A 14403-nucleotide genomic window follows, 5' to 3' on the forward strand; every position below is an offset into this window, starting at 1 on the left:
TCCGACTGGGATCGGTACTTATGCAGCGAATGCCGCTGCTGGAGGTGTTCAGAAAACCACCGGATTTGCCGGATGATACAGGGCAGCTGGGTCTGGGATTTGGTTAACCGGACAGTAGTGAATAGATGTTAAAGGTGCCAGGGTTCGGATTTCATCAGGGCTGCGGGAGCTGATCCCGATCAGAAGCCGGATATATGTCAGAACTGCCACTGTCATCGCAACGAACGACGAAGGGTCAACAGGAAAAAAGAAGGGCATATGGCAGGTGTCAGGGCCAAGTCATCCTTGATATTGGGGAAGCGTCTATATATGTCCCCTATACCCTGTCGGTATTTATTCAAACAAAAACCATATTAGACAGAGCCGGGGATTCACCGGATTATCATCCGTAGTCATTCAAGTAAAAAAATAAGAGGAACCAATCATGGCTATGACAGGCGTGCTGCGGCCCGGGTATTGTCAATTGCGGGTGTTAGATCTGAATGAATCCATCCGGTTTTATACCGATGTCATGGGGTTGATTGAAACCGGGCGTGATGCAAGCGGTCGTGTCTATTTTAAAACGGCTGACGAGCGTGATCATCACAGTGTGATTATTCGTGAAGCAGATCAGGCCGGTATGGATTTTTATGCGTTCAAGGTATTGGACAAGCGAACCCTGGATAAGCTGGAAGTGGATTTGAATGAGTACGGTGTGGCAACCGAACGTATGCCAGCCGACGGCTTGCTGGAAACCGGTGAACGCGTCCGTTTTGTTGCGCCAACCAAGCATGTGTTTGAACTTTACTGGGAAATGACCGAAGTGGGCGATGGCCAGGGTTATATCAATCCGGGGGTGCGTGTTGACGGCCCTGGGGGTATTTGTCCTATTCGTCTCGATCATTGGCAGATTCATGGTGCCGATCTGGATGGCAGTCGTGATCTGTTCATCAATGTGCTGGGATTCCATCTGGTTGAGCGTATTACCGGTGAAGACGGCGCAACCGACATGGCTGTCTGGCTGACCTGTTCAACCAAGGCACACGACATTGCCTTTGTCCGGGATGAACGCGACAACACCTTGCATCATGCTTCCTACTTGCTGGAAAGCTGGGAGAAGGTACTGCATGCGGCGGATGTAATGTCGGCCAAGGGCGTATCTTTGGATATCGGCCCATTGCGTCACGGCATCACTCGCGGCTGTACTATTTATGCCTTTGATCCATCGGGCAATCGTTTTGAAACCTTTAGCGGAGGCTACGCGTTCTACCCGGACATGAAGCCTTACACCTGGACTCACGAGGAAATCGGTGCCGCTATTTTCTATCACACCCGTGAGTTGAATGAACGTTTTCTAACGGTCGTTACTTGATGGTCGTTGACGGGGTTGAGTGATTTATTGAGTGCCCTTGTGTTGGGTTGCCGCCTCTGAATCAGAGGCGGCTTTTTTCAGGTTGTTACATTTTAATAATCGTCAGGTTTGGAACCATTATGCCAATTGCAACTATTCAGATGATTGAAGGACGCTCGGAAGAGGTCAAACGGGAAATTATCGAAAAAGTGACTCAGGCGCTCGCAGAAGCCTCGAACTCTCCAGTGGAAGCGATCCGTATTATTATTCAGGAGGTGCCCAGTACCAACTGGGGCAAGGCGGGTGTGATGGCCAAGGATGAGGGTCGTTAGGGTCGGCTGCCAAACAACGGCTCACTGGCTCATTGATTGTCTTTGGATGTATCGCCGATTGTTGCTTGTTGCCCATACTCCTCACCCCGTTTGATGCCCCTGTTTTTCAGGGGTACAGATTCTGCTCCTGTCGGCTATTAGCGGTTTTTCTGCACAAATTGTGATTTTTCTGATTGTTTCATTCCGATGTCAATTGTCCTTTTTTTGCCCTGTATTGCGTCGAATAATATATCTGGCACTGTTCTTGTGCGTTTTTACTGATTGGCACCCTGTTCGCGCTAAGGCGTGTAGTCGATTTTAATGCGGCATTAAAAGGTCAGGTGTGATTCTTTGCTGGACAGGCGCTTCGCCAGACGGAGTGTTCACTGACACAGCTCTGATTAGCCTTTAGTGGCACGCTTGATGCTTTATTCGGTATTACCAAATTCAAAAAACGTAATACCGGAGACGCCAAATGACGATTAAGAAACGCATGCTGGGATCCCTGTTCGCTGGACTGCTGATGGCTGGCAGCGCCATCGCCGAACCGTTAAAAATCGGTTACAGCGACTGGCCTGGCTGGGTGGCCTGGGAAATTGCTGTTGAAAAGAAAATGTTCGACAAGGTGGGCGTGGATGTCCAGTTTGAGTGGTTCGATTACGTCGCCAGTATGGATGCCTTTGCTGCGGGTCAGCTGGATGCCGTGGCCATGACTAATGGCGATGCCCTGGTGACAGGTTCAACCGGCGCCAGCAACGTGATGATTCTGGTGAATGATTATTCCAATGGTAACGACATGATCGTTGGTGCGCCCGGCATCCGCTCGATCAAGGATCTGAAAGGCAAGAAAGTTGGCGTGGAAATCGGTTTTGTTGGTCATTTGTTGCTGCTGAACGCGCTGGAAAAGAACGGCATGAACGAGTCGGATGTTGAGTTGGTGAACGTACCGACCAACGAAACTCCGCAGGTGCTGGCCTCGGGTCAGGTCGATGCCATTGTTGCCTGGCAGCCAAACTCCGGTCAGGCACTGAGCCTGGTACCTGGCTCCAGCCGTATCTATTCCAGTGCCAATGAACCGGGCCTGATTTACGACGTCCTGGCGGTATCACCTTCCAGCTTGTCTGCGCACAAGGCGGAATGGACCAAGGTACTCAAAGCCTGGTATATGGCGGTGGATTACCTGAATGATCCGGCGACTCAAGAAGATGCCATTGCGATTATGGCCGCTCGTGTGGGCTTGAAAGCGGATGAGTACAAGGGCTTTATCAAAGGTACTAAAATCCTGACGTTGAAAGAAACCCTGCCTTTCCTCGAACCAGCTGACGGCTTCAAGTCGCTGTATGGCTCTACCGAAATTGCCGATGACTTCAACGTTGCCAACGATGTGTATCCCGAGAAGCAGCCGGTCGGCAGCTATATCGATACCTCGCTGATGAAGTCGCTGTAACGATCACACTGGCCCGGATAACGTTCGGGCCTGTCTTCCCCTGAATCACCAACGTGCCTGATATGAAGGCAGGGGAAACTGCATGCTGAAATTTGTTAACCAGTCGCCGGGACACTGACCATGCCACTATTGTCCGTCAATAAACCGCTCGAATCACGTAGCCGCTCGCTGGTCGCCGTGTGCAGTTTCGCCTTGCCATTGCTGCTGTGGTGTCTGGTCAGTTATGTGCCGTTCATCTGGCATCCGCAGGTCAGTATTACCGAGCCGGGGTCGGTCAGTTACTTCCGCGACGACATGCTGGTCGATCGAGAGGTGTTTGATAAAGAGTACAAAAAAGCCGAACAGGCGAATACGGCCTTGCCCGTTGGTGATCCGGCCAACCCGGTGTATCTGCCTGCGCCTCATGAAGTGGTGGCGGCATTTTACACCGCGTTTGTTACTGAGCCACAGCGTCGCAGTGAGGCCTGGTTACACGAAAGCCTGTGGAGCAGTCTGCAAGTAATTTTCTGGGGTTTTGTGCTGTCGTCGATCGTAGGGATTCCGTTGGGGATTTTGGCGGGTACTTACGATTTTTTCTCGCGCCTGTTTGAACCTTTTATCGAGTTTTTTCGCTACTTGCCCGCGCCCGCGTTTGGTGCTTTGGCGGTGGCGATTCTGGGCATTTATCAGGCGCCCAAAATTGCCATTATCGTGATCGGTACGTTTTTCCAACAGGTACTGGTGGTTGCCAATACCACCCGCAAACTCGATCCGGCCTTGCTGGAAGCCGGGCAAACGCTGGGTGCCGGTAATCGCTCGTTGCTGTTTCGTATTGTGGTGCCCGGCATTCTCCCGGATCTCTACCGCGATACCCGCATTTTACTGGGTTGGGCCTGGACGTATCTGATCGTGGCGGAACTGATTGGCACCAGCTCGGGGATTACCTGGTTTATTACCCAGCAGGCGCGCTACAAGAATTTCGACAACGTCTTCGCCGCCATCATGATGATTGGCATCATGGGTCTCGCCATCGACTTGATACTGGCCTGGATCGGCCGCCGCCTGTTCCCGTGGCAGAAGCATAATCAGTAGCGGGCACCCTATAGGGAACATCTATTTAATCCTGCCCGGCTCTGCGCGAGTGTTGCCGTTGTTCAGGGCAAGGCGGCGAATGCAGCGAAATGACGCGTCCTTTTCACATTCGTCAATACCGCACTGGACGGCGACAACCAGTGCCCTGCGGGGGCTGCCGGATGATCTCGACTCTGTGTCGCCGACGTTTGACGTGACCCGTCAGGCCTGCAAGTCGGCTTCGTGATTCGACACCCTCCGGTAGCCCAGAGTGAGCACCGGATTAAACAGATGTCCCCTTATAGGAGAGGTTGATATGAATGAACTGAATTTACCGGATTACCAGCAGCAGTCGGCTGCCGTACGTGACCGTTTTGAGCGGCTGAAACAACGCCCGGTGACGATGGAAGTGAAGGGCCTGACCAAGGAATTCAAAACTCGTAACGGCACAGTAACAGCGCTGAAAGACATTCACCTGACCATCCACAAGCGTGAGTTTGTTTGTGTGATCGGCCCTTCAGGCTGCGGTAAATCGACGCTGATTCGGATCCTCGCCGGTCTGGAACAGGCCAGCTCTGGGCAGGTGCTGCTGGATGGCAAGGTGGTCGACAAACCCGGCCCGGAACGCGGCATGGTGTTTCAGGGCTATACCTTGTTTCCCTGGCTGACGGTGAAGCAGAACATCATGTTTGGCTTGCTGGAGTCCGGCTACGAAAAAGGCACAGCAGAAGCAGAAGCGCGTCAGTGGATTGAATTGATTGGCCTGGCCCGGTTTGAAAACAGTTACCCCAACCAGTTGTCGGGCGGCATGAAGCAGCGCGTCGCCATCGCCCGTGCGTTGGCTAACCAGCCGAAAATTCTGTTGATGGACGAACCCTTTGGAGCCCTCGACGCCCAGACCCGATCGAAGATGCAGGCCTACCTGATGGAGATCTGGAAGAACATTGATATCACCGTGTTTTTTATTACCCACGATCTCGACGAGGCAGTGTATCTGGCGGACCGGATTCTGGTGCTGAAAGCCAACCCCGGCGAAGTGCAGGAGCTGATTGAAGTACCCGTGCCACAGCCACGCAGCCCGGAGCAGTTTTTGTCGCCGGAATTTCTCGCCGTCAAACAACATATCGAAAGCCTGATTCATCCGCCGACCGACGACGAAGACGATGTGGATCATATGAACCTGGTGCGCATGGTGCCGGTCAGTGACGACGTAGGGAGCGTGTTCTGATGTACGAACTTAATAATATGACCTGGGAAGAAGTGGCCCAGGCCGTCCGCGACGGAGTACAAACCGCCGTTCTACCGATTGGTGCAACCGAACAGCATGGCCCCCATATGGGCTGTGGTATGGACAGCGCCATCGCCCATACGTTGTGCAAGGACGTTGCCGCCAATACACCGGTTATTTTGCTGCCAACGCTCCCTTACGGTTGTTCGATCGGGCATTCGCGGCGCTGGCCCGGCACCATGGCGCTGAATCCGAAAACCCTGATTGATGTGATCTGTGACCTTGGTGACTGGGTGTATTCGTCTGGTATCAAACGCTTGCTGCTGGTGAACGGCCATGTGACCAACGAAGCCCCGCTGCGTTGTGCCCTGGAGATGCTGCGTGCCCGTTACGACGATCTGATGGTGGCGCTGATACATACAGCCCGGCTGTCCGAACGGGTGAAAAAAGCGCACTTCGACGATGCCGAAGACTGGCATGCCAATGCGGCAGAAACCGCCCTGATGATGGCCATTCACCCGCACATCGTGCGTACCGACAAACTCGCCGAGGCCGATGACCCGGATCGTACTGACGGCTGTATTTTCAGCCATCCGGTTAACCACACCAGTCTCAATGGCGTCACCGGCAAACCGTCGGCGGCTACCGTCGAGATGGGCCAAGAACTGTATCAGTGGATGTGTGATGACCTCACCGATTTGCTGTTGCACGCGGTGCAGGAACAAGCGCCGCTAGCCTACAGCTACCACACCAGCATCCTCGCCAGTAACCCTGGCTGAAGAAAACCGGAAAGCAGGCAACGGTTCCGTCCGTCACCTTGCTCCGGTGTTACCAACGCCCGGTAGATAATTCAGGCTAGCCGCCCTAACGGCTCCGCCGGGCTAATATCATCCGTTAAGAAGGCTAGTAACATGATTGAATACAAATCCGATGAGCAGATAAAAACCATTCAGGCTGAGCTGAAAAGCAAGGGCGTGAAGTACTGCATGGGTACCTATGTCGATATTCACGGCATCCCCAAGGGCAAGGTGGTACCGCTGTCTCATCTGGCGCATATGGCGCATGGTTCGGAGCTTTACACCGGCTATGCCCTGGATGGACTGGGTCAGGCACCGAATGACGACGAGATCGCCTCGGTACCGGATCTTGATCATATTATCCAGATGCCCTGGCAGCCGGAAATTGCCTGGATGCCTGCCGATAATACCCTATATGGCGAACCCTACCTGCTCAGTACCCGGGTGCTGCTGAAGTCGGTACTGGAAGACGCCAAAAAACTCGGTTACGGCATGAACCTTGGCATCGAAGCTGAAGTGTATCTGCTCAAGAAAAATGCCGATGGCACTCTGGTCATCCCGGATCCGGATGACAAGCTGAAAAAGCCTTGCTACGACACCCGTGCTTTTCTCAGTAACTTCAAGTGGCTCGATAAAATGGCCACCAGTATTGATGATCTGGGCTGGGGCCTTTACTCCTTCGACCATGAAGACGCCAACGGCCAGTTCGAATTCGACTTTAACTATGCCGATGCCGTCACCAGTTGCGACCGCTTTACCTTCCTCAAAATGATGGCGAAAGAGTACGCCAAACAGGAAGATCTGCTGGCGACGTTTATGCCCAAGCCGTTTTCCAACAAAACCGGTACCGGCGCTCACTTCAATATGTCGCTGTACGATCTGGAGACGGGGGAAAACCTGTTCCAGTGCACCCCGGAAGAAGACCCCCATGGCCTGGGCCTGACCCAATTGGGTTACCACTTTATTGCCGGTATTCTCAAACACGGCCCGGCGCTCTGTGCGGCTTTTGCACCGACGGTTAATTCCTACAAGCGCCTGGTGCGCCAGGGTGATATGCCGTACTTCACCTGGGCACCGGTATTTAATTCCTTTGGTTCCAACAACCGCACCAATTCAGTACGGGTGCCAATGGGAGGGGGCCGCTGTGAATCCCGCAATGCCGACGGCGCGGTGAACCCGTACCTGGCGGCGGCACTGGCGCTGGCAGCCGGGCTGGAAGGTATTCGCGAAGCACTGGATCCCGGCAAGCCACAAGAACGTAATCTCTACGAGCTGACCGAGACCGAGCGTGAAGAACTGGGTATCGGCTTTTTGCCACGTACCCTGGATGAGGCAATCCAGGCGTTTGAAGACGACCCGTTTGTTGAGCAGGTGTTAGGCAAGGCCTTGAAAAACGAATTTATTCGTTACAAGCGCGCCGAGTGGAACGAGTACCATACCGCCGTGAGCACTTGGGAAATCGAACGTTACAGCCACTTGTTCTGAGTCTGAAAGGGGTGGCAAACGCCACCCCAATATCACGGATACTGCTTGCAAGGACAAACCATGAGCAAAGAGAAAATCAGCCGAATCAGCATTTCCATGCCCGAGAGCCTGCTCGACGGCCTGGATCAGATGGTGAGCGAACGGGGCTTTGAAAGCCGTTCACAAGCCATCTGCGACATGATCAATCATCAAATCAACGACCATCGCGCCCAGCAGGGTAGTGATGTCATGACCGGCACTGTCAATCTGGTTTACAACCACGCGATACCGGGGCTGCAAAAGCGTTTGCACGACTTGCAGTTTCAATACATTGACGAAGTGATCAGCAACCTGAACGTCAACCTGACCCACACCAACACCCTGTCTATTATTCTGGTACAAGGCCGGGCCGACAAACTCAACCAGATCGCCGACCAGATGATCACCTTGAGAGGCGTGGTCTACGGCAAGCTACTGTTGAATTCCTACATTATCCCGCCGATACATCCTCTGCCGCCAAAAGGCTGAAGGCCCCGACGATGTTATCGGGCCGAGTCCGCCAGCTCCATTACGGCCGCCATGGCGTAAGCCGCAACTTCCTTGTCTTGTGCGGCCGTGGCACCGGATACCCCCACGGCACCGATCAATTCGCCGTTGATCATCATTGGCAGACCACCGCCAAACGCCATCAAACCGCCGCCGACCTGATCCATACCAATCAGCTTTTCCTGCTCGATCACCGTGCCAAAGACATCGGTCGGGCATTGAAACAAAACAGCGGTTTTGGCTTTACGCTGACTGACATCCGCTGAGCCAAGAAAGGCTCTGTCCATACGCAAGAAACCAACGATATTGGCACCACTGTCGGCAACAGCGACACAGATACGCAGATCCATACTTTCGGCTTTTTCGACCGCGCGATCCAGAATCTCGCGGGCCTGTTTGCAGTTGATCGGATTCATAACATGACCTTTGGTTGTGTATTTGAGCGCTGTCATTTCGAGCGCAGTTATAAATGTGACCTGATGATGCTACCACTGGCCAGAGGCCGCCTTGGGGCCAGATTCGGGATATTGATATACCGTTACACCGCACAGCCGTCCCTCTGCTATCTGCTCTGTTACCCGATGAAGTGGGGCTTGTGCGTTTTATACCGCCAGCATAAATCATCAGTTAACAGGCTGGTATTGGGTTTTCTGATACCACTAAGGTATCAGGATGGCTAAAAAATAGTATTAGATGGTATGTAATGTATTTACTAACCTTCAACTTTCACGGTCGACCAGTGCTCCGCTGGATAAATCTAATTAAAAAAGATCGAGGGTTTGGTTTATGCACCAGATTGAAAACTTTATTAACGGGTCTTTCCTGCCAGCCAGTTCCGGCGTCCGCTTCGACAAGCGTTCCCCGGTAGACAACAGCGTCATTGCCAGCATTGCCGAAGCCACCCGGGCAGACGTGGATGCTGCGGTTAAGGCCGCCCGTGCTGCGCTGCATGGCGAGTGGGGTTCGCTGAGCCAGGATCAGCGTGTTGAGCTGCTGTATGGTGTTGCGGATGAAATAACTCGCCGTTTCGACGACTTTGTGGCGGCCGAGATGGAAGACACCGGCCAGCCCGAACACGTCATGAAACACGTATTTATTCCCCGTGGTGCCGCCAACTTCAAGGTGTTTGCCGACGTTATCAAAAACGTGCCGACCGAATCCTTCATGCTCGATACCCCGGATGGTCGCGGCGCGCTGAACTACGCCCTGCGAGTGCCTAAAGGCGTGATTGGTGTGATTTCCCCCTGGAATGCGCCCTTCTTGCTGATGACCTGGAAAGTCGGCCCGGCACTGGCGTGTGGCAATACCGTGGTATTAAAACCGTCGGAAGAAACCCCGTTCACCGCCGCGTTACTGGGCGAAGTGATGAACAAGGTCGGCATCCCCAAAGGCGTGTACAACGTCGTCAACGGATTTGGCCCGGCCTCTGCCGGTGAATTCGTGACCCAACACCAGGGCGTTGACGCCATTACCTTTACCGGTGAAACCAGCACCGGCACCGCTATTATGAAAGCCGCTGCCGAAGGCACCCGCGATGTGTCGTTCGAGATGGGCGGCAAAAACGCCGGTATCGTGTTTGCCGATGCCGATTTTGACGACGCCGTCAACGGCATTTTCCGGTCAGCTTTCCTGAATACCGGTCAGGTGTGTCTGGGGACTGAGCGGGTGTACGTTGAACGTCCTGTTTTCGACCAATTTGTCGCTGCATTAAAAGAAAAAGCCGAAGCCGTGCAGTTTGGTCGCCCGGAAATCAACGGCAATAACTACGGCCCGCTGATCAGTCGCGAGCACCAGCACAAGGTGCTGTCGTATTACCAAAAAGCCGTTGCTGAAGGTGCCACCGTGGTGACTGGCGGAGGCGTGCCAGAGATGCCAGCCGATCTGGCTGAAGGTAACTGGGTGCAGCCGACCATCTGGACTGGCCTGCCAGAAACGGCCTCGGTGGTACGTGAAGAAATCTTTGGCCCTTGCTGCCATATCAGCCCGTTCGACAGCGAAGACGAGGTAGTGGCCAAGGCTAACGATAACGAATACGGCCTCTCTACCACCCTCTGGACCACCAACCTGACCCGTGCTCACCGCATGGCCGGTCGTATCGATGTCGGTATCACCTGGATCAACTCCTGGTTCCTGCGTGACCTGCGTACTGCCTTCGGTGGCTCGAAACAATCCGGTATTGGCCGCGAAGGTGGGGTGCACTCGCTGGAGTTCTACACCGAACTGCGCAACGTCTGCATCAAGCTGTAAGGGGTGCTGATCATGGCTATGAATAATGAATTGATCAACCAGCTGGGCGACGAACTGTACAACGCGTTCGTCAGCCAGACCACGCTGGTACCCTTTACCGAACAGTTTCCAGACATCAGTCTGGAAGACGCCTATCGCATCCAGCAGCGTTTTATTCAGTGTCGACTGGATGCGGGTGAAAGCGTTGTCGGTAAAAAAATCGGCGTCACCAGCAAGCCAGTACAAGATTTTCTCGGCGTGTTTCAACCGGACTTTGGCCAGCTGACCTCGAACATGATTTACGCCGAAGGCGACACCATGAATCTGGATGAACTGATCCAGCCGAAGGCCGAAGCGGAACTGGCGTTTATCCTGAAAGAAGATCTGCAAGGCCCCGGTATCACCGCTATGGACGTCATCCGTGCTACCGATTATGTGGTGCCATGTTTCGAGATTGTCGATTCCCGTATCGACAACTGGAAAATCAAGATTCAGGACACCGTCGCCGACAACGCCTCTTGTGGCGTGTACGTACTGGGTGAAACCCGAGGTGATCCGAAAAAACTCGACCTGACGCTGGCGGGCATGGTGCTGGAAAAAAACGGTGAATTACTCTCCACCTCAACCGGTGCTGCGGTACAGGGTTCTCCCGTGAATGCGGTGGCCTGGCTGGCGAATACTCTGGGCACCTTGGGTATCCCGTTCAAGGCCGGTGAAGTAATTCTGTCCGGCTCCCAATCGCAATTGGTACCGATTGAAAATGGCGACACGCTGACCTGTACGGTTGGCGGGCTAGGTTCCTGCAGTGTGTCGTTCCAAGGCCACACGGCAGTACAAAGAAAAGCCCAGACTACTTCACAGGAGAACCAGGCATGAAAGACATTACCCTGACTCGTGAAGACATCGTACGCCTGTGCGAGCGTATTGAAGGTGCTCAAACCCGTGCTTACGCCATTCCGAAACTGACCGACGAATATCCGGCCATGACCATGGACGATGGCTATGCCGTGCAAACCGCCTTGCGTCAGCGTTTTATCGCCCAGGGCCATAAACTGGTGGGCTGGAAAGCGGGTCTGACCTCCAAGGCCAAGATGAAGCAAATGGGTGTGGAAGTGCCGTCCATCGGCTTCCTGACCGATAAAATGGCGGTGCCGGAAAACAGTACAATCTCGGTATCCGAGCTGGTTCACCCTCGGGTGGAATGTGAAATCGCCTTCGTTACATCGCAGGATCTCGAAGGCCCGAACTGCACTGCCGAACAGGTGTTAGCCGCCACCGACTACGTACTGCCGGCAATTGAAATCATCGACTCCCGGTTTCAGAAATTCAGCTTCGATCTACAAAGCGTGATTGCCGACAACGGTTCCTCGGCGCGCTTTGTCGGTGGTGGCCGCCCCCGTTATGCGGCTGATTTGGATTTGCGCACCCTCGGTGTGGTGATGGAAAAAAACGGTGAAATCGTCGAAATGGGTGCCGGTGCAGCCGTTATGAACAACCCGGCAGAAGCCGTCGCCATGCTGGTGAACATCCTCCATCAGCTGGGCGAAACCCTGCCGAAAGGCAGCTTCGTGATGAGTGGCGGCATCACTGCCGCTATCGCGGTGGCACCGGGGGACTACATCTCGGCGCGCTTCCAGGAACTTGGCTCCGTATCGGTGTCCTTCACTGCATAACAACAAGAGACTACACAAATGCCCATTATCGAAATGCACATGCTGGAAGGCCGCTCTCTCGAAGACAAGGCCCGCCTGGCTGAAAAGGTCACCTCCGCCTGTTGTGAGGCGCTGGATTGTAACGCCAGCACCGTACGCATCCTGATTACTGAACACAAAAACGGTGAATTTTTTGTCGCCGGTAAAGCCGGTCGGGCATCCGATCAGGCGGCTGCGGCACAGAGCAGCGGAGAAGGAGCGCAACCACTATGAAAAAAATCAAATGTGCCCTGATCGGCTCGGGCAACATCGGCACTGACCTGATCTATAAAATCCAGCGCAGTGAAGTACTGGAACCGGTCTGGATGGTGGGCATCGACCCGGAATCCGAAGGCCTCAAACGTGCCGCCGCCATGGGCCTGAAAACCACCCACCTGGGTGTTGACGGCCTGCTGCCCCACGTACTGGACGATGACATCCAGATCGCCTTCGACGCCACCTCTGCCTACGTGCATGCAGAAAACTCGCGCAAGCTGAACGAGCTGGGTGTACTGATGATTGACCTGACGCCCGCGGCGATAGGCCCATTGTGCGTTCCGCCAGTGAACCTGAAAGAACACGCCGAGCGCGCCGAAAAGAACGTCAACATGATCTCCTGTGCCGGTCAGGCCACGATTCCGATTGTGAACGCCGTGTCGCAGATTCAGGATGTGGAATACGCCGAGATCATTGCCTCGCTGTCGTCCAAATCGGTTGGCCCGGGCACCCGCGCCAACCTGGACGAGTTTACCTACACCACCTCCAACGCCATCGAAAAAGTGGGCGGTGCCAAAAAAGGCAAGGCGCTGTGCATCATCAACCCGGCTGAGCCGCCGATGATCATGCGCAACACCATTTACTGCCTGACAGAAGACAAACCAAACGAAGCCGCGATTACCGAATCGGTGCTGAACATGATCAAAGAAGTGCAGAAGTACGTGCCGGGTTACCGCCTGGTGAACGGCCCGGTCTTCGACGAAGTGCCACAAGGCCATCGTGTTGCCGTGTTTATGGAAGTCGCTGGCCTGGGCGACTACCTGCCAACCTACGCCGGAAACCTCGACATCATGACCGCTGCCGGTACCCGAACTGCGGAAATGTTCGCCGAAAAAATGCTGGCGGGCGAATACAACCTGTCCGAAATGGAGGCCACTCAATGAGCAAGCGTTTAAAGGGTCGTAACATCATCCTGCACGACATGTGTTTGCGTGACGGTATGCACGCCAAACGTGAACAGATTTCTGTGGCCGAAATGGTCAAGGTCGCCAAAGGCCTCGATGCCGCCGGTATTCCGTACCTGCAATGTACCCACGGTGCTGGCCTTGGCGGTAACTCGTTGCAGCACGGTTTTGCCATGGCCTCCAACGAGGAATACATTAACGCCGTTGCCAACGCCGTGACCAACGCCAAAGTCTCCGTCCTCTTGTTGCCTGGTCTGGGCACTATGAAAGAACTCAAAAGTGCCTACAAAGAAGGTGCCCGCTCGGTTCACGTGGCCACCCACTGCACTGAAGCCGACACCTCACCACAGCACATTGCCTGTGCTCGTGAACTGGGCATGGACACCACCGGATTCCTGATGATGGCGCACCTCAACAACGCCAAAGGCCTGGTCAAACAAGCCAAACTGATGGAATCCTACGGAGCCCAAACCGTTTACATCACCGACTCCGCCGGTTTTATGCTGCCGGAAGACGTGACCGAACGAATCGAAGCCCTGCGTGACGCGCTGGAGCCAGGTACCGAAATCGGTTTCCATGGCCACCACAACATGGGCATGGGCATTGCCAACTCCATCGCTGCGGTCGAAGCCGGAGCAACCCGCATTGACGCCTCCGTTGCCGGTATGGGCGCAGGCGCAGGCAACACCCCGCTGGAAGTGTTCGTCGCCGTGGTTGAACGCATGGGTGCCAAAACCGGCACCGACCTGTTCCAACTGATGGACTTGGCCGAAGACGTTATCGTGCCGCTGATGGACCAGCCAGTGCGTGTTGACCGCGACTCCCTCACCCTCGGCTACGCCGGTGTCTACTCCACCTTCCTGTTACACGCCAAACGCGCCGCTGAACGCTTCGGCGTACCGGCCCGCGACGTGCTGGTGGAACTGGGCCGCAAGAAGATGATTGGTGGTCAGGAAGACATGATCATCGACACCGCCATGACCATGGCAAAAGAACGTGGATTGCTGGCAGAGAAAACGTTAGAAGCGCTGTAATTCAGCTCGGTGGTGATTTTGAACAACAGGCTCCCACGCTCCGGCGTGGTATGCCTTGGTTTTGGCAGGTATCACGTTCCCATGAAGGAATGCTGGGA

16 protein-coding genes are annotated in these 14403 nt (G+C 54.4%); 15 read left to right on the top strand and 1 reads right to left on the bottom strand.

The window, feature by feature from the left end; genetic code table 11:
- Positions 1–424 precede the first annotated feature (424 nt).
- From WG929_RS17145 to nikR, 9 genes are all read left to right on the top strand, one after another.
- Positions 425–1351, top strand: coding sequence for a catechol 2,3-dioxygenase (locus WG929_RS17145; RefSeq protein ID WP_435873325.1), 927 nt, complete (start codon positions 425–427; stop codon positions 1349–1351).
- 119 nt (positions 1352–1470) lie between these two features.
- Entirely contained in the window at positions 1471–1662 is a 192-nt protein-coding gene (thmT, locus tag WG929_RS17150; RefSeq protein WP_416207073.1) for a 2-hydroxymuconate tautomerase, read from the top strand.
- A gap of 454 nt (positions 1663–2116) precedes the next feature.
- Positions 2117–3088 carry an ABC transporter substrate-binding protein gene (locus WG929_RS17155; protein ID WP_416207074.1) on the top strand — a complete coding sequence of 324 codons (972 nt, stop codon included), beginning with the start codon at positions 2117–2119 and terminating at the stop codon, positions 3086–3088.
- Positions 3089–3208: 120 nt separating this feature from the next.
- Positions 3209–4159 carry an ABC transporter permease gene (locus WG929_RS17160; RefSeq protein WP_416207075.1) on the top strand — a complete coding sequence of 317 codons (951 nt, stop codon included), beginning with the start codon at positions 3209–3211 and terminating at the stop codon, positions 4157–4159.
- A 79-nt stretch (positions 4160–4238) separates the two neighbouring features.
- The gene (locus tag WG929_RS17165; RefSeq protein WP_416207076.1) at positions 4239–4385 is read left to right on the top strand and encodes a hypothetical protein; all 147 of its coding nucleotides are present in this window, start codon (positions 4239–4241) and stop codon (positions 4383–4385) included.
- Between the two features lie 69 nt (positions 4386–4454).
- Complete coding sequence (locus tag WG929_RS17170; protein ID WP_416207077.1) at positions 4455–5366, top strand: ABC transporter ATP-binding protein; 912 nt, start codon at positions 4455–4457, stop codon at positions 5364–5366.
- Positions 5366–6145: a creatininase family protein gene (locus WG929_RS17175; protein ID WP_369855732.1), complete on the top strand. Its 780-nt coding sequence runs from the start codon at positions 5366–5368 to the stop codon at positions 6143–6145. The genes WG929_RS17170 and WG929_RS17175 overlap by 1 nt, the downstream gene beginning before the upstream one ends.
- A gap of 132 nt (positions 6146–6277) precedes the next feature.
- A complete protein-coding gene (gene glnT / locus WG929_RS17180) occupies positions 6278–7648 on the top strand; it encodes a type III glutamate--ammonia ligase (RefSeq protein WP_416207078.1) in 1371 nt (456 codons plus the stop codon).
- Between the two features lie 60 nt (positions 7649–7708).
- Positions 7709–8155, top strand: a complete 447-nt coding sequence (nikR, locus tag WG929_RS17185; RefSeq protein ID WP_416207079.1) for a nickel-responsive transcriptional regulator NikR — start codon at positions 7709–7711, stop codon at positions 8153–8155.
- 14 nt (positions 8156–8169) lie between these two features.
- Here nikR and WG929_RS17190 read toward each other — a convergent pair whose 3' ends face one another.
- Positions 8170–8589 carry a GlcG/HbpS family heme-binding protein gene (locus WG929_RS17190; protein WP_369855729.1) on the bottom strand — a complete coding sequence of 140 codons (420 nt, stop codon included), beginning with the start codon at positions 8587–8589 and terminating at the stop codon, positions 8170–8172.
- Positions 8590–8959: 370 nt separating this feature from the next.
- On the opposite strand from WG929_RS17190, the gene WG929_RS17195 reads away from it, so the two are divergent.
- From WG929_RS17195 to dmpG, 6 genes are read left to right on the top strand one after another with little or no spacing between them, the layout of a single operon-like run.
- On the top strand, positions 8960–10420 hold the full coding sequence (locus tag WG929_RS17195) for a 2-hydroxymuconic semialdehyde dehydrogenase (protein ID WP_416207080.1): 1461 nt from the start codon (positions 8960–8962) through the stop codon (positions 10418–10420).
- A gap of 12 nt (positions 10421–10432) precedes the next feature.
- Complete coding sequence (dmpE, locus tag WG929_RS17200; RefSeq protein ID WP_369855727.1) at positions 10433–11275, top strand: 2-oxopent-4-enoate hydratase; 843 nt, start codon at positions 10433–10435, stop codon at positions 11273–11275.
- A complete protein-coding gene (gene dmpH, locus WG929_RS17205; protein ID WP_416207081.1) occupies positions 11272–12072 on the top strand; it encodes a 2-oxo-3-hexenedioate decarboxylase in 801 nt (266 codons plus the stop codon). Before dmpE ends, dmpH begins: the two co-directional genes overlap by 4 nt.
- An 18-nt stretch (positions 12073–12090) precedes the next feature.
- Positions 12091–12324 (top strand): tautomerase family protein, encoded by a 234-nt coding sequence (locus WG929_RS17210; protein ID WP_369855725.1) that lies wholly within the window; start codon positions 12091–12093, stop codon positions 12322–12324.
- A complete protein-coding gene (locus WG929_RS17215; protein ID WP_369855724.1) occupies positions 12321–13250 on the top strand; it encodes an acetaldehyde dehydrogenase (acetylating) in 930 nt (309 codons plus the stop codon). The genes WG929_RS17210 and WG929_RS17215 overlap by 4 nt, the downstream gene beginning before the upstream one ends.
- Positions 13247–14305, top strand: a complete 1059-nt coding sequence (dmpG, locus tag WG929_RS17220) for a 4-hydroxy-2-oxovalerate aldolase (protein ID WP_416207082.1) — start codon at positions 13247–13249, stop codon at positions 14303–14305. Before WG929_RS17215 ends, dmpG begins: the two co-directional genes overlap by 4 nt.
- The last annotated feature ends 98 nt before the right edge of the window (positions 14306–14403 follow it).

It is taken from the genome of Oceanobacter antarcticus (genome assembly GCF_044962685.1).
Taxonomy (GTDB): domain Bacteria; phylum Pseudomonadota; class Gammaproteobacteria; order Pseudomonadales; family Oceanobacteraceae; genus Oceanobacter; species Oceanobacter antarcticus.

Coding starts and splice junctions, on each gene's coding strand:
- WG929_RS17145 (WP_435873325.1), top strand. CDS start 425: ATGGCTATGACAGGCGTGCTGCGGCCCGGGTATTGTCAATTGCGGGTG.
- thmT (WP_416207073.1), top strand. CDS start 1,471: ATGCCAATTGCAACTATTCAGATGATTGAAGGACGCTCGGAAGAGGTC.
- WG929_RS17155 (WP_416207074.1), top strand. CDS start 2,117: ATGACGATTAAGAAACGCATGCTGGGATCCCTGTTCGCTGGACTGCTG.
- WG929_RS17160 (WP_416207075.1), top strand. CDS start 3,209: ATGCCACTATTGTCCGTCAATAAACCGCTCGAATCACGTAGCCGCTCG.
- WG929_RS17165 (WP_416207076.1), top strand. CDS start 4,239: ATGCAGCGAAATGACGCGTCCTTTTCACATTCGTCAATACCGCACTGG.
- WG929_RS17170 (WP_416207077.1), top strand. CDS start 4,455: ATGAATGAACTGAATTTACCGGATTACCAGCAGCAGTCGGCTGCCGTA.
- WG929_RS17175 (WP_369855732.1), top strand. CDS start 5,366: ATGTACGAACTTAATAATATGACCTGGGAAGAAGTGGCCCAGGCCGTC.
- glnT (WP_416207078.1), top strand. CDS start 6,278: ATGATTGAATACAAATCCGATGAGCAGATAAAAACCATTCAGGCTGAG.
- nikR (WP_416207079.1), top strand. CDS start 7,709: ATGAGCAAAGAGAAAATCAGCCGAATCAGCATTTCCATGCCCGAGAGC.
- WG929_RS17190 (WP_369855729.1), bottom strand. CDS start 8,589: ATGAATCCGATCAACTGCAAACAGGCCCGCGAGATTCTGGATCGCGCG.
- WG929_RS17195 (WP_416207080.1), top strand. CDS start 8,960: ATGCACCAGATTGAAAACTTTATTAACGGGTCTTTCCTGCCAGCCAGT.
- dmpE (WP_369855727.1), top strand. CDS start 10,433: ATGGCTATGAATAATGAATTGATCAACCAGCTGGGCGACGAACTGTAC.
- dmpH (WP_416207081.1), top strand. CDS start 11,272: ATGAAAGACATTACCCTGACTCGTGAAGACATCGTACGCCTGTGCGAG.
- WG929_RS17210 (WP_369855725.1), top strand. CDS start 12,091: ATGCCCATTATCGAAATGCACATGCTGGAAGGCCGCTCTCTCGAAGAC.
- WG929_RS17215 (WP_369855724.1), top strand. CDS start 12,321: ATGAAAAAAATCAAATGTGCCCTGATCGGCTCGGGCAACATCGGCACT.
- dmpG (WP_416207082.1), top strand. CDS start 13,247: ATGAGCAAGCGTTTAAAGGGTCGTAACATCATCCTGCACGACATGTGT.